Below are 17,281 nucleotides of genomic sequence, written 5' to 3'. Positions count from 1 at the left end.
CGGACGGGCAATCAACCCCGCCCTCCCCCTCCCGTGAGCACGACATGAAGGCAGTGGTCCAGCGCGTCCTCGAGGCCTCCGTCACCGTCAACGGCGAGCGCGTCAGCCAGGTGGGCCCGGGGCTGCTCGTGCTGCTCGGAGTGGGCAAGGGGGACACCGAGGCCGACGTGGCGTGGATGGCGGAGAAGCTCGCCACGCTGCGCATCTTCGAGGACGCCGCGGGCAAGATGAACCTCTCCCTGGAGGACACCTCCCGGCAGCTCATCGTCGTCAGCCAGTTCACCCTCTACGGGGATGCGCGCAAGGGCCGGCGGCCCAGCTTCATCGACGCCATGGAGCCGGCGGGCGCCAAGGCCCTCTACGAGCGCGTCTGCGAGGTGCTGCGCGCCCGCGGCCTCACGGTGGGCACGGGCATCTTCGCGGCGGACATGAAGGTGGCGCTCGTCAACGACGGCCCCGTCACCATTCTCTTGGAGAGCCCGGGAGCGAGCCCCGGAAGCGGAGCCCCTCCCGCCACACGCTGAGCCGGACGCGGCCCCGAGTCAGGGCCGGGCATCCTCCTGGACGATCAGCGCGTGGATGTCCGCGGCCGAGGTGGCCTCGAGGATGGAGGCGCGGAAGCGGGGATTCTTGAAGAGGCGCGAGATGCGCGCCAGTGCCTTGAGGTGGACACCGGCACTGTTCTCCGGAGCCACCAGGGCGAAGAAGAGGTGGGTGGGCTTGCCGTCGATGGCCTCGAAGTCCACGCCCTGACGCGACACGCCGAAGGCGGCCACCAGGTTGGTGAGCCCGGGCAGCTTGCCGTGGGGGATGGCCACGCCCTCGCCGATGCCGGTGGAGCCCAGCTTCTCGCGCTCGCGCAACACCTCCACGAGACGCTCCTCCTTCAAGGAGGGATGGGCCCGGGCGAGCACGGCGCTCATTTCGCGCAGCACCGCCTGCTTGTCGCGGGCCTGCAGGTCCGCGATCAGGGCTTCTGGGCTGAGGAACTCGGAGATTCGCAAGCTGGCGCTCCCGCGGTGGCGCTGCCTGTGCGGGCAATTACTCCTGAGCCTGGATTCGCGCAAGGGTCGCCTGCCTGCCCTGTCCGCATCCGGGTGGATTCCTCCGTCATCTGCTCGTCAGGCGAAGCGGGGCAGGAGCCATGACGGTGGGTGTGCCCCATTTCTCCGGCCAGAAAATGGAGGGCGCGAAGGGCTCGTCTAGGCTCCACCCCCACCGTGTTCCCCCGGCCCCTCCGCGCACTCCTGCTCCCGCTCGTCCTCTGCCTGGGGGCCTGTGCCACCACCGCCGGCCCGCCCGAGGCCTCCGGGCCCCAGGCCCCCGCCCAGGCCGAGCAGCCCCCTCCCCCCGCCCCGCCCTCGGCGGACGAGGTGCTCCGGGCCCGTGCCGAGCACCTCCTCGGGGGCCTGTCCCTCGAGGACAAGGTGGGCCAGCTGATGATGGTGGGCTTTGGCGGCACCACGGTGGACGAGTCCGTGGAGGCGCTGGTGCGAGGCCGCCGGGTGGGCGGGGTGTGCCTCTTCCGGCGCAACATCGCCAGCGGCGAGCAGGTGGCCCGCCTCAACGACGGCCTGCGCCAGCTGCTGGCCGATGGCATCCCCCCCTTCCTCGCGCTGGACCAGGAGGGGGGCAACGTGGTGCGGGTGAAGGAGGACGTGGTGGTGCTGCCGGGCAACATGGCGCTGGGGGCCACCCGCTCGGCGGAGCTGGCCTACGCCGCGGGGCTCGCCCAGGGGGAGGACCTCAAGCGCCTGGGCTTCAACATGAACCTGGCGCCCGTGCTGGACGTCAACCTCAACCCGCGCAACCCCGTCATCGGCATCCGCTCCTATGGCGACTCGGTGCCCCTCGTCTCCGAGCTGGGGCGGGCCTTCGTGCGCGGCCAGCAGGACGCGGGGCTCGTCACCGTGGCCAAGCATTTCCCCGGCCATGGTTCCACCGACGCGGACAGCCACACCGCCCTGCCCGTCATGCGCGAGTCCCGCGAGGAGGTGCTCGCCCAGATGGAGCCCTTCCACGCCGTCATCCAGGACGGGCTGGACGGGTTGATGACGGCCCACGTGGCCGTGCCCGGCCTCACCGGCGACGACATGCCGGCCACCGTCCACCCCCAGGTGTTGGACGGGCTGCTGCGCCAGCGGCTCGGCTTCGACGGGCTGGTGCTCACCGACGAGCTGGAGATGGACGCCATCGCCCGGCGCTACGGCGTGGGCCGGGCCGCGGTGATGGCGGTGAAGGCCGGCGCGGACATGGTGCTCGTCCCCTGGCGCGCGGAGAAGAAGACGGAGGTGTACGAGGCCCTCATGACGGCGGCCTGGAGCGGCGAGCTTCCCCGGGCCCGGCTGGACGAGGCCGTGCGCCGCATCCTCACCTCCAAGCTGCGCCGCGGCCTCTTCGAGCCACCGCCCCTCCTGGAGGAGCGCCTGGCCACGCCCCCCGCGCCGGAGAACGCCGAGGTGGCCCACCGCATCGCGCGCGCCGCCGTCACCCTGCTGCGCACCGACGGCAAGCACTTCCCGCTCTCCCCCGGCACGCGCCTGGGCCTCATCACCCCGGAGCGCTCGCTGGGCGAGGCCATCCTCGAGCGCGTGCCCGGCGCCCAGGTGCTCAACGTGCCCACGTGGCCCTCACCGGCCCGCCGCGCCGTGCTGAGGCAGCAGGCCCGCCGCCTGGCCCTGGGCTCGGACGTGGTGGTGGTGGGAATCATCAACTCCCGCCAGCTCGAGCTCGTCACCCTGGCCGCCGCCACCGGACGCCCGGTGCTGGTGGTGTCCATGGGGCTGCCCTACCTCGCCGAACAAGCCGACGAGGCCCGGGCCGTGCTGGCCATCTACTCGTACCAGCCCGCCGCCACCGAGGCCGCCGCCGCCGCCCTCTTCGGGGAGATTGGCACGCCGGGCCGGCTCCCCGTGGGACTGAGCCGGCTCGCCTTCGGTCACGGACTGGAGGCGCCGGGCCCCAAGCGGACCGCCCGCTCGGAGCACGGCAAGCGCTAGGGGCGTGTCTTACGGGGGGACCTCCCGAGCGCGTGGAGGGGACCGGAGAGGTGGGGCTGGACGAGACGACGGCGGATGTGGTGTACCGGGGACCCTCGCTGCCGCCTGACGCGCTGACCGGTGACGGATGCCGCACGAAAACCACAAGACCCACCTGGGGGGAACGGATCTGCCCCCATTCCTCTACTCCCCTCTGGAGATGCGCGAGGCGTTCATCGCCGCCCATGAGTGGCTGAGCATGTTGGCCCGCCAGGCCCGCCGCCCGATGGTGCTCGTGGCGGCGGTGGACGTGCACGCGCGCGTGGTGGACGCGGTGGGGCTCGGCTCCGGCCACTCCCTGGTCATCGGCCGGCATACCGGTTGTGGTCTGCGGCTGGGGTGCGACTCCCTCTCGTTGCGGCACCTGGTGGCACACGCGGGCCCGGCCGCCCCCGGCACCCCGCCGCTCCTCTGGCTCTGGGAGCTGCACACCGGGCGGCCCTTCATGACCGAGGACGGCCGGTTCAACGCGGCGGTGAGGACCCAGGGGCCGCTCTACGCCGCCGTGGGCCCGTACGCCCTCCTCTTCCTCCCGCTCCAAGGGCATGGCGAGGCCCCCTGGCCGGCGCGAGCCGAGGAAGCCTGGAGGGCACTGCCCGCGCGCCGGTTCCTGGACCAGCGCTCCGCCGGGGCCGCTGCTCCTCCACGCACCGGGCGTCGGCGGCTGGACGGCCGGCCCTACCAGACGGAGATCTCCCCGCTGGGCGCGCTGCTGACGCTGAGCGAGCCCGGGGAGCCCGAGTCACCCTGGGCCGAGCTGCGGCTGGAGTGGGAGGGGCGGGTGGAGCGGCACTTCCTCTCGCGTGAGCATCTGGGGCAGGGCGTGCTGCTGGGGCGCTACGAGCGCTGCGGCATCCGTCTCTCGCAGGGGCTCGGCGCGCTCTCGCGCGTGCACCTGCTGCTGGTCCGGCTGGGGGAGGAGGTGCTGGCCATCGATACCGCCAGCACCAACGGCACCTGGCGCGGCCCCACGCGAATCGAGACGACCCGGCTGCACGAGCAGGACTCGCTCGTGCTGGGGCGCACGCTACGGCTGGACTGGCGGCGCCTGCACCCGACTGGCACGGAGCGCGGCTGACCGCACGCGGTGAGCACCTGGACGGCGCCCGCGAGGCGGCTCACCAGAGCTCTGGAGTGAAGAGGCAGTGGGCGAGCACGGCCTCGCCCAACGGGTGGTGGCCGACGCGTGGCTTGAGGTCTGGCACGGGAGTGAGGAGGGCCTCGGGGGACAGGCGGGTGAAGCCCAGGGTGGACTCGATGAGGGCGGCGAGCTTCGCCTCGTGGGCCTGGTACTCGGGGGGAAAGGGGGCGAAGCGCCACCAGGAGTTTCCCCCAGCGCTCCTGTCCTCGTGGTGGGACGCGTAGAGGGCATACACCGGCGCGAGCTGGCTCCGCAGGACCACGACGCTGTCGTATAGGGGGGCGCCTTCCACGAATCCCGGCAGGGAAACCCGGACGATGTTGCAGGGCTCATGCATGGGCACGGTCGCGTCCCAGATGTAACAATCAGGGAAGGCCTCGACGACCTTCCGCGTGAAGCCCTTCCAGGTGGGCGACGGCTGCTGGTTGGCGAGCAGCAACCGGGTGAGCCGCTGGTATTCTTCCGACTCGTTGTACCGGGGATCATAGGTCTCGAGACCCGGAGGGATGTAGCAGTGGACGAGACGAACGAGCGCGTCGGTGAAGGGGTCCAGCTTCATGTGTCAGGTGCCTCGTCGCTCCTAGGCAAGTCTTCACAATCTTCCTACCGCCTCCGTGAAAGCAGAAGGTCGTCGAACTCAGGGGAATGTCTTCCGGGAGACGAGCACCCGTTGGAATCCCACCTCGATGTCGCAGGTGGCGGATTGAGGGAAGGCGGGGGAAATCCTGCTCAGCAGGACGAGCACCTGGGCGGCCTTCCATCCGCCCCCCTCTGGAGGTGTGTAATCAATGACTTTCTCGAACTGAAACGTGGAGGGCGGAATGTGGCCGCCGACGCACGCGAGCCAGGCCGAAGAGAACAATGCCAGGAACACCACGAGCCTCCGTGCGAGGAACGAGCGCCGCATGAGCATGAGACCTCCCTTTCCCTCTCAGGTTACGAGGGGGTCTGACCCGGCCGTCCGCAATGTGAGACACCTCACGAGGCTCCGGCAGCGTGCGCCCCGTCCACGCTACGGAAACGACACCCCGTCGAAGAGCTCGCTCCGGCCGCCCCCCTCCTCGCCCCACAGCTTGAGAGTGAAGGTGCCGCGCGCGGCCTCCAGCGTCGCCTCCACCTCCACCACGACGTGGACCTTCATTCCGGGCGCAATGGGCTCCAGCGGCCACACGCCGAGCACCTTCGTCTCCGCGCGCCGGGGCCCCAGCAGCAGCGCACCGGCGGGCGTCCAGGGCGCATGGCCGTTGTTGGTCAACTCCTGCTCCACGGCCAGCCGCACCACCTCGCGCCCGCCCTCCAGGTACCCGGTGGCGGAGCGGTAGCTGCGGGCCTTGGTACTGATGAGCGTGTTGCCCGGACGCGAAACGACGCTCATCTCGAGGTTCTTGTCGACGATGCCGCCCTCGCCCAGCAGCCCCTGGGCGATGAGGCCGCGCAGCCCCACCTTCCCGCTGCATTCCGTTTCCAGGAGGGCCTTGTCCTCGCGGCACTGCCGCGCTTCCGCCCGCGCCCGCTGCTCGCCCTCGCGCAAGGAGGCGAGCGTGCGCGGCCGGCGCGTCACCTGCACCTCCGGCTCGGCTGCCGAGGGGTGCACCACCAGCGAGAAGGTGGCGCTCTCGGGGGCCGCGCCGTCCTGGAAATACACCGTCACCGCCACCCGCTCCCCGTCCGCCAGGGGCCCGGTGGGCACGAGCGCGAAGCCCGCCGTGTCCGTGAGCATTCGGAAGCGCTCCCGTCCGGGCAACTCCAGGCGCGCGAGCCTCGTGTCGAAGAAGAAGGTGGTGGGCAACCCCAGGTGGATGCACACCTCGGGCGGGCGCTGGGGCGCGTCCGCCGTCAGCTCGAGGTGGCGCGGGCCCGGCTCGCAGGCGGGCAGCGACGGGCGCGCGCTGGTGGCTTCCGGCGGTGTGGCCAGCAGCACGAGCCGCAGCAGCGCGGCGGTGGACGGCAGGGGCATGGGCGGAGACCTCCTCGCGGGGCGGACGAAACCGGGGAAGTGGGGCCCTACCACACTTCCCATCCGGTCGTGTCCGGTGCGTGCCCGGCCCGCCAGCGGGACACCCCCTACTCGAAATGGTCCACCACCCGCACCACCGCGACGGGGGCCACCATCATCTTCCCGGGACCGCTGCCGGACCTCAGCTCCATGCCCACATCGTCGTCCGTGTCGAGCAACTCCAGGCACATGGGGTACGTCTCCCCGCCGGGCGTGCGCGCCTCGGTGAAGCGGCCGTACACCCGCCCCTCGTGCACGTAGAGCCGCCCGGAGAGCCGGGTGTGGCCCGGCAGCGCGAACGTGCCTCCCCGGCCCAGCCGGTCGGCCCCCGCCATCCAGTGGCCGACCACATAGACGGGGGTGTCCTCGTCCACGCGCACGGGCATGCCCCGCACGTCGCCCCACTCCACGCTCGTCGTTTCACCCAGGCGGAAGCCCAGCGTGCCCATCATGGTCTCCACCGCCCCGGCGGGGCAGGCCTGGGGAGGCGGGGCGGAGTACGCGGGCGGCACCTGCTGCGGCGCGCCCAGGCACGCCTGGAGGGCGGCGCCGGTGAGGCCGAGGCACGCGCTGCGCACGGGGTGGGCCCAGCCCTTGGGGCGCGCGGGGGCCCGGGTGCCAGACGTCTGCGGCTGTTGCTTCACGGGGGCACTGTCCTTTCGGGGCGCCGCGGGCGGGGCGGCGGCCGCGGAGATGGGGGGCTCGGGAAGAGGCGGGGCCACGGCGCGCGTAGACTCCGGCGGGGACTCCGGGGGCGCCACTTCCTGGCGGGAGGTGAGCCACCAGGCGCCCAGCACCAGGGCCAACGTGCCTCCCACCGCCGCCAGCCCCCGGGCCCGGCGCGCCCGGGGCCTCGGTGCGGCCGGTGGCGGGGCGTCCTCGTGCAGCAGCGCCTCCGGCTCCACGTCCTCGCGGGAGAGCAGCGCCTCCAGCGCCTCGCACAGCGCCACGGCGTCCGGGTGGCGCGCCCCGGGTGTCTTCTCCAGCAGCCGCAGGCACTCGACCTCCACCGCCCGGGGCACGCGCGGGTTGACGAGGCGCGGGGGCAGGGGCGCGCGGTGCACCACCGCCTCCACGTCCACCCCGCCCTCGTCGGTGAGGCCGAAGGGGTAGCGGCGCGTGAGCAGCCGGTAGAAGACGACGCCCAGCGCGTACAAGTCATCCCCCGGCCCGGGCCGGTAGTGCGCCCCGGCCTCGCCCCGGTGCGCCCGGGCATACACCCACGCCTCGGGAGCACGGTAGAGCGGCGCGCCCGGGGGAAACATGCGCCGCGTCAGGGTGGCCTCCCCCTCGCGGTAGCCAGCCCCGAAGTCCACCAGCACCGCCTGCCCGTCGGCCGCGCGCACCAATATGTTGTCCTCCTTCACGTCCCGGTGCACCACCCGGGCCTCGTGCGCCACCGCCAGCCCGCGCGCCACCTCCAGCACCCGCCGCACCACCTCGCCCACGGTGCGTCCGGGCCCCTCCCCCCACTGCTCCAGCGTGGGGCCCTCCACCCGCTTGAACTTCAGCCACAAGAAGCGCGGCTTGTCCTCGGGCCAGTAGCCCGCGCCCAGCAGGCACGCGAGGTTGGGATGGTGCAGGCGCGCGCTCAGCGCCAGCTCACGCCCGGCGCGCCGGGCCCGCTCCTCGCCCTCCAGCGGCAGCAGCTTGAGGGCGGCCACATATCCGTCGGGGCCGCGCACCCGGTACACCGCGCCGAAGCACCCCGCCCCCAGCACCCCCTCCACCACGTCCCCGCCAATGCGCGTGCCGGGCGGCAGAGGGGGGAGGTCCCTCGGGTGCGGCCAGTCCTCGGCGGGAGGCGGAGCGAGGAGTGGGCGCGGTGGCGACGGGGTGGAGCGCATGCGCGCACCCTACCTCCAAGGACCACCATGTCGCGGGTGGAGTGCTCCGGACAACCGCTCACTCGTAGTCGACTACGACCGGGGTGAGACAAATACACACACCACTCGTAGTCGACTACGAGTGGTGTCTCTTCCGGGGGCCTTGGGGGTGAAGGCGCGAAACCCCTCAGGCCGCGGACGGCCCACCAGGGGCTCAGCCCGCGGTGGGCGCGGGCGCCGAGCCGTGCGTCGCGATGAGACCGTACTGCCCGTCCTCCTTGCGCCGGTACACCACGCAGACCTCGTGCGTGGTGGCGTGCTGGAAGACGTAGAAGTCCTGGTTCATCAGGTTCATCTGCATCACCGCCTCGTCCACCGGCATGGGCTTCACGGTGATTTCCGAGGTGCGCACGATGCGCGTGGTGGACTGCGCGAGCTGCTCGGTGGCCGGCGTGCTCGTGGCGGGCTGCGCGGCGGGAGCGGCCTCGGCGGCCTCGTCCATCATCTCCTCGGGCAGCTCGAACACCTTGTGGCGCACCTTGAGCTGGTTCACCAACCCCTGGCGGTGGTGCACGCGCTCGCGCCCGTGGTGGTTCTTGATCTTCTCCTTGTACTTGCGCAGCTGCGCTTCGATCTTGTCCATCGCGAGATCGATGGACGCGTACATATCCTCGCTCTTCTCCCTGCCGCGCAGCACCCAGGAGCCGGAGTGGATGGTGATCTCCGCGTGGTGCAGGTGCCGCTCGAGCGACAGCACCACGTGGGCCTCACCGGCCCTGTCCAGGTACTTGTTCACCCGCTCGACCTTCTCCTTCGCGTACTCCTTGAGGGCATCGGACGAGCCGAACTGGCGGAAGGTGATGTTGAGCTGCATGCGTTGATTGCCTCCGTTGGGGGCTTGGAGTGAGACGACCGGAGCTCCGGTACAGATCAGAAACGCTCTGAAGGGCCGAATGCAACCCGCCCACTCGAAAGGACGGCTGATCGCACTGCACTCAACAGGCAATGTCGTCTTGACTTTCCAGCGCGACTGGACTCCTGACACACCCAGTACGAGCGGCGGAGCGACGGGGAATCCCTGGACGCGAAGCCTTGTTGCAGTTGTTACAGCGGGAGTTCCACCACGAAGGCCGCGCCCCGCCCGCCGGGCCCTGGCTCCACGTGCACACGGCCGCGGTGGCCCTCGACGATCTGCCGCACGATGAAGAGGCCGAGTCCCAGGCCGCCCGCGCGTGCCACGCCGTTCACCTGCTCGAAGCGCGCGAAGATGCGCTCGCGATCGGCCTCGGGGATGCCGGGCCCCTCGTCGCGCACCACCAGCCGCGCGCCCCCGGCCGTCCGCTCCAGCCGCACCTCCATGGGCTGGCCCCCCCCGTGGCGCAGGGCATTGGCCAGCAGGTTGAGCACCACCTGCTCCAGCCGCAGCCGATCGAAGCGCCCCACCAGCGACGGGGTGATGTCCGAGGTGAGGGACACGCCCGCGAGCCGCGCCTCGTCGCGGGTGCGCTCCACCAGCTCGGACACCAGCGCGGACAGGTCCCCCGTGGCGAAGAGGAAGTCCAGCTTGCCCTGGCGCATGCGGCCCACGTCCAGCAGGTTGTCCACCAGCAGGCTCGAGCGCCGCAGCAACCGCTCGATGGCCTCCAGCCGCGCCCGCACCCGGGGAGAGTCCAGCGGCGTGGTGCCCACGTCCGCCTCCAGCCGCCGCAACATCTGCATCTGCAGCAGCAGGCCGGTGAGCGGCGTCTTGAGCTCGTGACTGGCGAGCGACAGGAAGTCCTCGCGCACGCGCACCGCCTCCTGCAGGGCCAGCTCCGTCTCCTTCAGGGTGGTGATGTCGAGCATGGCGCCGCGCACCACCATGGGCCGGCCCTGGGCGTCGCGCATCACCGTGGCGCGGCTGGTCAGCCAGTGCCAGGTGCCATCCGGCCACCGGGTGCGGAAGGTGGACGTGTAGGACTTCACGTCATTGTGGAAGATGCCCGTGACCTGGGCCTCCACCTCCGGACGGTCCTCCGGGTGGAGCGAGGCGAGGAACTTCTCATGGGTCCACTCCGCGAGCGGCTCGGGGTAGCCGTAGAGCCGGTCATGCCCCTCCGAGCGGAACACCTGGCCGGTGGCGAGGTTCGTCTCCCAGACGGCCATCTGCGCGGAGTCGAGCGCCACCTGGAAGCGCTCGCCCAACAGCCGGAAGCGCTTCTCCGTCTCCTCCACCAGGGCCTGGGCCTCCTCGCGCTGGGTGATGTCGGAGGCGAGCACCCACAGCTCGTCGCGCAGGGGGACGACGGACACCTCCACCCAGGAGCGCGGCGGCAGGGAGGCGAGGAAGCGAGCGGGCTGGCGCGTCTCGAGCGCCGTCAACAACCGCCCGTGCAACGTCCTGCCCGCCAGCGAGGGCACCACCACCCAGGGCTCCTGGCCGAGCAACCGCTCGGCGGCCACGCCGAACAGCGCCACCGCCCGCGCGTTGCACTCGAGCACCCGCCCCCGTCCATCCAGCGAGAGGAAGGCCTCGGACATGTGCTCGAGCAACAGCCGGAGACGCTCGGCGGCCGGATGCGCGGAGCTGGCGGGGTGGGAAGGAGGCGCCTGGCCGGAACCGGGCGCGCTCGGAACGGAGGGCGCGCTCACTTCACAACGGTCGCTGGCACGGGCCGCCCCGTCAAGAACACAGCACCCGGAGTGAAGCGGAATCGACGGCAGGAGAGAGGGGACGCAGGCGCAACGCTGTTGTATGAGGGCACCCGCCCCCCCGGGATTGGCCCGCCGAATGGAAAAGACCCCATCCCCCCCGCCACCCTCACCCGTCGTGCTGATCGTCGAGGATGACGAGGCCAAGCGGTACATGCTCGCGCGCATGCTGGAGCTGGCGGGCTTCCGGACCCGGGAGGCCGCCAACGCGGCGGAAGCGCTCGCGCTCGCCCGGGAGGCGCCGGATGTGCTCCTGCTGGACGTGCGCCTGCCGGACCTGACGGGTTTCGAGGTGAGCCGCCGGCTGAAGGAGGACCCGGCCACGTCCTCCATCCCCATCATCCAGATGTCCGCCAGCTTCACCACCACGCAGGACAAGACGCAGGGGCTGCTCGGAGGCGCGGACGGCTACCTGGTGGCGCCGGTGGAGCCCGAGGAGCTGGTGGCCACGCTGCGCACCGTGCTGCGCACGCACGAGGTGGCCCGGGAGCGCGCGCAGCTGCTGGCGTCCGAGCGCGCGGCCCGCGCCGCGTTGGAAGCCGCCAACGCCCAGCTGCGCACGCAGGTGGACATCCTCGCCAACGTGCAGGACAGCATCATCGTGTCGGACCTGTCCGGCCGCATCACCTACTGGAACGAGGGGGCCACGCTGCTCTTCGGCTACGACGCCGCGGAGATGCTGGGCCAGTCGGTGGCGCTGCTCTACCCGAGCCAGGCCTCCCAGGAGCTGGCGAAGGGTCTCGCCGACGTCATCACCACGGGCGAGCGCTCGGGCGAGTGGCTGGGAAGGCGCAAGGACGGGAGCGAGGTATGGGTCAGCGTCCGCACCGTCCCCATGCGCTCGGCCCAGGGAGCGCCCACCGGCTTCATCGGGGTGAGCCGGGACATCACCGAGTTGCGTGCCCTGCGCGCCGACGCGCTGCACCGGGCGGAGCTCGCGCAACAGCTCATGGGCATCGTCAGCCACGACCTGCGCAACCCGCTCACCGCCATCACCCTGGCGGCGGAGTCGGGCCTGCGCAAGGAGGGCCGGGACGAGGCCGCCCAGGTGCGCCTGCTCACGCGCATCCGCAGCAGCGCCGAGCGGATGACGCGCATGGTGAGGGACCTGTTGGACTTCACCCAGGCCAGCATCGGCGGCGGCATCGTCCTCAACCTACAGCCCATCGATCTGCACGAGCTGACGCGGCAGGTGGTGGAGGAAGTGCAGTTCGCCCACCCCGGGCGCAAGCTCCGGGTGGAGTGCACGGGCGACGGCGAGGGAACGCTGGACGCCGACCGCGTCGCGCAGGTGCTGACGAACCTGTTGACCAACGCCCTCCAGTACAGCCCGTCCGATACCCCCGTGACCGTGCGCAGCATCGGCGAGGATGGGACGCTGCGGCTGTGCGTGCACAACCTGGGGACGCCCATCTCCCCCGAGGACCAGCGGCACATCTTCGAGCCCCTGCAACGCGGAGCGGACAGGACGGACAGCGCCCAGCGCAGCATCGGTCTGGGGCTGTTCATCGTGAATCACCTCGTGCGCGCCCACCACGGCGACATCCAGGTGCGCTCCAGCCCCGAGGAGGGCACCACCTTCCAGGTGCGCCTTCCTCGCCACGTAGGGGACGCCGGGTCCTCGAAGGACTGACCCGGCCGTCCCCTCGCCTCACGGACAGAAGCGGGTGTCCGCGTGCCGGCACGCGTGCAGGTTGCGAGGCACCTCGAGCCAGGAGATGTCCGGCGTGGTGTTCTTGCGCTCCCGCAGCGTCTCGCTCACGGGAGCCTGTCCCACGCCCGGCATCACCACCTCGTAGCGGATGCCGCCCGTCGAGGACACGGAGACGACCGCCGCCGGCTCCGGAGGCGGCGCGAACGCATCCAGCGTCTTGGCGGGCATGTACCCGAGCAGCCTGCCGTCCTTGTCCGTCACCCGGTAGCCCTCCGCCTGGTCCGGCATCCCGGTGATGACGTCCGCCTGCCACGAGCGGCTGATGTCCCCGCCCCCCGACAGCTTGCAAGCGGAGACGGTGGCCGACGCGGGAGGCGAGAAGCTCGGCCAGAACACGATGCCACCCAGCACGGCCGAGCCCGCCGCCGTCTTCTCCTGCAGGCCGCCATACCGGAGGAACCAGCCCGGCCCCTCCATCGTGCCCCGCGGGAGCGACGCGAGCGTGCTCGTGGGGACGTAGCGCTGAGGCCCCAGCTCCGGGTGCACGTACGTCGCGTAGGCGCTGTCCGGAAGGGTGACATCCACCAGCGAGCAGGCGACACCCGCGCCGCACGCGAAGGCGGTGTCCGTCACGCGCTTCTGGTCGAACGCGACGGCCTCGGTGGCGCTCTCGAAGTGGCGCTGCCAGCCGCCGTACGCGTGGAAGCCGAAGTAGCGGTTGTGCGGCACCTTGTCCGCGTCCGCGCCCAGGTTCAGGTCCCCGTGCGAGTCCGTGGGAAGCGTGGCCAGCGTGCACGACCACTCACCGCCCGCCTTCGCGCACTCGGCATCCGTGCTCGCGGGCGCAGAAGCTCCCGCCGCGGGGAAGTAGTAGGAGCCGCTGCCCAGCGCCGTGCTCTTGTCACACCGGATGCGCAGCCCCGTGAGCTCCATGCGCGCGGACGAGCACACCGGCGCCACCGAGCCCGTGAGCGCTCCCGTGTTCTTCACCAGCACCCCGTTGTCGTACTCGATGACGGACGTGCGCAGCAGACCGTTGATGTCCGCGGTGAGCTCCGCCTCCACGTCGCACTTCATCCGCACGCAGGCCAGCAGATCATCCGGGCCGCAGTTGGTCCCCTCCTTGGAGCGCAGGTGCTGCCGGTCTCCCGTGCCCAGGAAGGCACGCAGCCAGCCCGTCTCCGGCTGACGCACGGTGGAGGCGATGTGGAAGAACGGCTGCTTCTCGAAGTCCTTGCCACCACGCGCCATCTCCAGCGAGCGCGCGCCGAACCAGTTGTTCACCCGGCCATCGCTCCCGAGCACGCCCGGCGCATGGAAACGGAACGTCCACACCTGGCCTCCCATGTCACCTGCGACGAGCGTGTCGAAGAAACCATCCAGGTCCATCTGCACGCTCTCCGCGTCACCGATGTCCACCAGCGCGGGTGCCGCCGCGATGGGCAGCATCCGGTTGAGCACCTCCGTCGTGTACGCATCCGGCGAGGCCACACCGGGCCGCGCCTCCGCGGACCACAGCGTGTCACCCGTCCACGCATCCAGCATGTACACACCGCGGCCGCGCGACAGGTCCGTGCTGTACCCGCCGTTGAGCACCGCCACCCAGCGCTCCTCCCAACCGCGCGCATTGCTCTTCGCGAGCCGCACCGGGCCGATGGGCGGCGGCTTGGGCGCGAAGTTCGTCCACGACTGGCCCACCATGGCCGACTCCGGCTCGCACGCGTTGGGGAACATCCACCGGAAGGGCTTGCCGTCCGGCTTCAACATCTCGCGCGGGTTCGTCAGGTCCAACGCCGCGAAGCGCTGGCCCCCCGAGCGCTCGGTGAGGATGGCGAGCGTGTGGAACTCGCCCGCCTCCTTCACGCCGTTGCCCGTGGCGCCCGCCGAGCCGTCCGTCCAGACGTCGCGCACCATGGCCGTGCCGTCCACGAAGTACTCGTGACCGTTCATCATCAGCCCCAGCTTGGGCAGCAGGTCCGGCGGGATGAAGCCCCACAGCTCCTGGCCCGTGCCCAGGTCGTGCACGTCATCCACGGCGCTCGTCTTGTCCCGCGCGAGCGCCGTGCCCGCGTGCACGGCGTGCAGCATGCCGCCGTTGGAGCCCACCAGCACGATGCGCTCGCGCTTCGCGTTCGTCTTGCGGAACACGTCATAGGAACCGAACCGGCTCGCGCTGGAGCCGCGCGGTGGATCCATCGGCGTGGCCGCGTAGCAGGGCGTGCCCGCGGACGGCGTGGCGCACGACGTCTCGGACGACACCGAGGCCGTGAAGTCGTCGTAGAGCGTGGACAGACACTGGCCACTCAGCCCCAGCGAGCACAGGAAGGGCTCGATGGGCGGCTCCACCGTCACCGGCGTGGAGTGGAAGATGTCCGCGAGCTTGCACGAGCGCGACGTGCTGCCCGAGCACGGCCGGTCCTCGCCCGTGAGCAGGTCCCCGTCGTAGTCGAACACGTCCACGCCGCGCACGAAGCGGATGAGCGACTCCACGCACCCGGTCCGCTCCGCGGGCGTGCCCGTCCAGGCCTTCTTCATCTTCGCGAAGGCCACGGCGCAGAAGCCGTCCCCCGCCGACAGCAGGTACTCCTCCAGCTCGGCGCGATGGGCCACGTCGAAGGGCATGGGCGGGTTGTCCGCCGCCGTGAAGCGGCCATCCTTGTCACGGTCCACGAGCGTGAAGAGGCAGCGGCCTCCCGTGGGGTTGAGCGGATCCGCCGGGTCGCACGGCGCACTCGCGCTCCGCTGGCCGAGCGTCTCCGCCAGATCCCAGAAGGGCTGGGCCGGCGTGCCTCCCACCAGACGGCCATCGCTGGAGAGCGAAGCCGTCCGCACCTTCACCCAGACGCCCTCGGTGTTCTCCTGGACGATGTTGGCGCGCGTGAAGCTCGCGGGGTCCACCACCGCGCCCGGCGCGGGCGTGAAGCCCGCCGGCTTGTCGAGGAAGAAGGAGTCGTCGCAGTCCTTGTCTCCATTGAGATCGCGCGGGTCTCCCAGCGGGCTCCGGGCCAGCGACAGCTGGCAGCCCTGCGAGAACTCGCTGAAGAAGAAGAAGCGGTAGAGGTGGCCCTCGTAGGGACGGCCCCGGCGCGGCGTGAAGCGCGGCACGTACGAGGACTGCGAGCCTCCCGCCTGCACGCTCGCGACACTCGCGGACGAGAACGCCGTGGAGACCTCCTTCACGTCCCCGAGCGCGGCCATGAGCGCATCGCGCAGCTCTCCCGCGTTGTTCGCGCGGAAGAACCGGCCCTTGCCCGCCTTCGCGATGCTCTGGAGCATCGGGCTGTTGTCGCCGTAACCAATCGTGTACGTGCGCACCGACTGGTCCCCGTCGAGGTCGTCGCGCAGGTCCGCGTTGGCCAGGAAGAAGGCCACGTCGTCCATGAAGTTCTTGTTCGTCTTCGCCAGCCCCGTGGGCCAGTTCGCGTAGTCGCAGTCCTCCTTCGTCGCGCCGAACTCGTCGCAGTAGTTCACCCCACCCGGCGCCGGGTTCGTCTCCGGGCTGCTCGGGTCGAACGTGAGCGGCGTGCCGTCCGCGTGCTTCGCGCCCCGCGCCTTCAGCACCTCCATCATCTTCGTGATGGGCACCGTGTTGTCGTACCGGGGCGCGCCATCCGCCAGCACGATGATGGAGCTGGCCTGGCAGGCCGAGCACACGGAGCGATCCGTACCCGTGCCCTCCCACGGCTGCGTGTCCTTGAGCCACTCGTCCGGCGACTGCGCGCCCCACGGCTTGCCGTCCTTGCCCGTGAGCACGTCATCCACCGTGCCGCCATTGCAGCACCCCGGCCAGCCCCAGCCCGGGCTGATGGGGTTGGTGAACCACCTGGCCCACCGCCCGTCCACCTTCTGCGAGGAGAAGTACCCGCCCAGTCCGAAGAGCGCCTCGCCGATGGAGCGCTCGTCGTTGCGGAAGGAGATGGAGTTGATCGCCTTGCGCAGCTCCGCCCGCCCCAGCGCCGTCTCGTCCAGCACCGGCAGGGACTTGTCACACGAGGGCTTCAGCGGACGCAGCAGCACCGGTGGATCGAACCAGCCGTGGTCCGGGCCGAACGTGGCCACGCCCATGCGCAGGTCCACCGCCGTGGAGACCACGTCCTTGAGCACCTTGCGCGCCACCACGAACTTCGGCGGACGCACGTTGAGCACGCGGCCACTCAGCACCCACCTGCGCCGCGCCTCCACCGGCAGCGTCTCGCCCGCGGAAGGCGTGGGCGTGCTCGCCAGCGGACCTCGCCACCAGCCCTTGTCCGTCAGGCACTTCTGGCACTCCGCGTACACGGGCGAGCCCCACGGCTCGCTCCAGTCCAGGGCGTTGCCGCACACGTTCATCGTGTCCGTGAAGCCCAGCGTGCTCCGCATGTCCACCGGCAGCGAGTACGGGCCCTCCTCCACCTGCCACGCCAGGCGCCGCCCACGCGAGTGGTAGTACTTGTCCGGATCGAAGAAGTGCGTCTGCGTCGTGGAGAAGTCCGGATCCGCGTCGAACGGAATGGAGCCATTCAGCGCTGGATCCGCGCTCCCACGGTCGAACCACTTCATCGCGTCCACCAGCGCCGGGTCCGAGCAGCCCGGCTTCGAGGTGTCACCCACCTCGGGCAGGTACTGCGCGTACTCCTGCATGGACGCGTTGTTGCCCACCAGGAAGAGGGCGCCCGGCGGGCTCGAGGGCACCTCGAAGAACTCCTTGTCGCCTCCTCCCGAGGCGTTGATCATCGTGTCACCCAGCGCGGCCGCGCCCGTGCAGCACGCGGCCTTCCCGGGCACCGGCACACTGCCCGTGCGGCCAGGCAGGGCCAGCAGCCCCACGGCTCCAGCGGCCACCAGCCCCACCGCCAGTCCCACGCGACGGTTGAACCACCGCTTGCCCGCACGTCCCACTGCGTCGAAATCGATGCGCATATCCAGGCTCCCAGAGGACGGCCTCCCCCCACGGAC

Annotated in this window: 12 protein-coding genes; 4 read left to right on the top strand and 8 right to left on the bottom strand. The window is 71.2% G+C overall.

Annotated features, from left to right (window positions below):
* The first annotated feature begins 44 nt into the window (after positions 1 to 44).
* Positions 45 to 524 carry a D-aminoacyl-tRNA deacylase gene (gene dtd / locus VFZ09_RS36790; protein ID WP_329732440.1) on the top strand — a complete coding sequence of 160 codons (480 nt, stop codon included), beginning with the start codon at positions 45 to 47 and terminating at the stop codon, positions 522 to 524.
* 18 nt (positions 525 to 542) lie between these two features.
* On the opposite strand, the gene VFZ09_RS36785 is transcribed toward dtd, so the two are convergent.
* On the bottom strand, positions 543 to 1,004 hold the full coding sequence (locus VFZ09_RS36785; RefSeq protein WP_047855399.1) for a PTS sugar transporter subunit IIA: 462 nt from the start codon (positions 1,002 to 1,004) through the stop codon (positions 543 to 545).
* A gap of 216 nt (positions 1,005 to 1,220) precedes the next feature.
* On the opposite strand from VFZ09_RS36785, the gene VFZ09_RS36780 reads away from it, so the two are divergent.
* A complete protein-coding gene (locus VFZ09_RS36780) occupies positions 1,221 to 2,999 on the top strand; it encodes a glycoside hydrolase family 3 protein (RefSeq protein WP_329732439.1) in 1,779 nt (592 codons plus the stop codon).
* 127 nt (positions 3,000 to 3,126) lie between these two features.
* Complete coding sequence (locus VFZ09_RS36775) at positions 3,127 to 4,116, top strand: FHA domain-containing protein (protein ID WP_329732438.1); 990 nt, start codon at positions 3,127 to 3,129, stop codon at positions 4,114 to 4,116.
* A 40-nt stretch (positions 4,117 to 4,156) separates the two neighbouring features.
* Here the strand turns inward: VFZ09_RS36775 and VFZ09_RS36770 are convergent, their stop codons facing one another.
* The 6 genes from VFZ09_RS36770 to VFZ09_RS36745 all read right to left on the bottom strand — a co-directional run bounded on the left by VFZ09_RS36770 (position 4,157) and on the right by VFZ09_RS36745 (position 10,632).
* Positions 4,157 to 4,738 (bottom strand): hypothetical protein, encoded by a 582-nt coding sequence (locus VFZ09_RS36770; RefSeq protein ID WP_329732437.1) that lies wholly within the window; start codon positions 4,736 to 4,738, stop codon positions 4,157 to 4,159.
* A gap of 78 nt (positions 4,739 to 4,816) precedes the next feature.
* Positions 4,817 to 5,092, bottom strand: a complete 276-nt coding sequence (locus VFZ09_RS36765) for a hypothetical protein (RefSeq protein WP_329732436.1) — start codon at positions 5,090 to 5,092, stop codon at positions 4,817 to 4,819.
* Between the two features lie 99 nt (positions 5,093 to 5,191).
* Positions 5,192 to 6,136, bottom strand: a complete 945-nt coding sequence (locus VFZ09_RS36760) for a DUF2381 family protein (RefSeq protein WP_329732435.1) — start codon at positions 6,134 to 6,136, stop codon at positions 5,192 to 5,194.
* A 107-nt stretch (positions 6,137 to 6,243) separates the two neighbouring features.
* Entirely contained in the window at positions 6,244 to 8,022 is a 1,779-nt protein-coding gene (locus tag VFZ09_RS36755; protein ID WP_329732434.1) for a serine/threonine-protein kinase, read from the bottom strand.
* Between the two features lie 193 nt (positions 8,023 to 8,215).
* Positions 8,216 to 8,875 (bottom strand): ribosome hibernation-promoting factor, HPF/YfiA family, encoded by a 660-nt coding sequence (hpf, locus tag VFZ09_RS36750; protein ID WP_329732433.1) that lies wholly within the window; start codon positions 8,873 to 8,875, stop codon positions 8,216 to 8,218.
* A gap of 230 nt (positions 8,876 to 9,105) precedes the next feature.
* The gene (locus tag VFZ09_RS36745; protein WP_329732432.1) at positions 9,106 to 10,632 is read right to left on the bottom strand and encodes a sensor histidine kinase; all 1,527 of its coding nucleotides are present in this window, start codon (positions 10,630 to 10,632) and stop codon (positions 9,106 to 9,108) included.
* A 139-nt stretch (positions 10,633 to 10,771) separates the two neighbouring features.
* On the opposite strand from VFZ09_RS36745, the gene VFZ09_RS36740 reads away from it, so the two are divergent.
* Positions 10,772 to 12,325, top strand: coding sequence for a sensor histidine kinase (locus VFZ09_RS36740; RefSeq protein ID WP_329732431.1), 1,554 nt, complete (start codon positions 10,772 to 10,774; stop codon positions 12,323 to 12,325).
* A gap of 18 nt (positions 12,326 to 12,343) precedes the next feature.
* On the opposite strand, the gene VFZ09_RS36735 is transcribed toward VFZ09_RS36740, so the two are convergent.
* Positions 12,344 to 17,245: a hypothetical protein gene (locus VFZ09_RS36735; protein WP_329732430.1), complete on the bottom strand. Its 4,902-nt coding sequence runs from the start codon at positions 17,243 to 17,245 to the stop codon at positions 12,344 to 12,346.
* Positions 17,246 to 17,281 lie beyond the last annotated feature (36 nt).

The sequence above is a fragment of the Archangium sp. genome, assembly GCF_036277355.1.
GTDB lineage: Bacteria > Myxococcota > Myxococcia > Myxococcales > Myxococcaceae > Archangium.
The sequence above is the reverse complement of the archived record's forward strand: the minus strand, read 5'-3'. Positions and strand labels throughout refer to the sequence as shown.

Excerpts from the sequence above, each read along its gene's own strand:
- dtd (WP_329732440.1), top strand. The coding sequence starts at position 45 with ATGAAGGCAGTGGTCCAGCGCGTCCTCGAGGCCTCCGTCACCGTCAAC.
- VFZ09_RS36775 (WP_329732438.1), top strand. The coding sequence starts at position 3,127 with ATGCCGCACGAAAACCACAAGACCCACCTGGGGGGAACGGATCTGCCC.
- VFZ09_RS36770 (WP_329732437.1), bottom strand. The coding sequence starts at position 4,738 with ATGAAGCTGGACCCCTTCACCGACGCGCTCGTTCGTCTCGTCCACTGC.
- VFZ09_RS36765 (WP_329732436.1), bottom strand. The coding sequence starts at position 5,092 with ATGCTCATGCGGCGCTCGTTCCTCGCACGGAGGCTCGTGGTGTTCCTG.
- VFZ09_RS36760 (WP_329732435.1), bottom strand. The coding sequence starts at position 6,136 with ATGCCCCTGCCGTCCACCGCCGCGCTGCTGCGGCTCGTGCTGCTGGCC.
- VFZ09_RS36755 (WP_329732434.1), bottom strand. The coding sequence starts at position 8,022 with ATGCGCTCCACCCCGTCGCCACCGCGCCCACTCCTCGCTCCGCCTCCC.
- hpf (WP_329732433.1), bottom strand. The coding sequence starts at position 8,875 with ATGCAGCTCAACATCACCTTCCGCCAGTTCGGCTCGTCCGATGCCCTC.
- VFZ09_RS36740 (WP_329732431.1), top strand. The coding sequence starts at position 10,772 with ATGGAAAAGACCCCATCCCCCCCGCCACCCTCACCCGTCGTGCTGATC.
- VFZ09_RS36735 (WP_329732430.1), bottom strand. The coding sequence starts at position 17,245 with ATGCGCATCGATTTCGACGCAGTGGGACGTGCGGGCAAGCGGTGGTTC.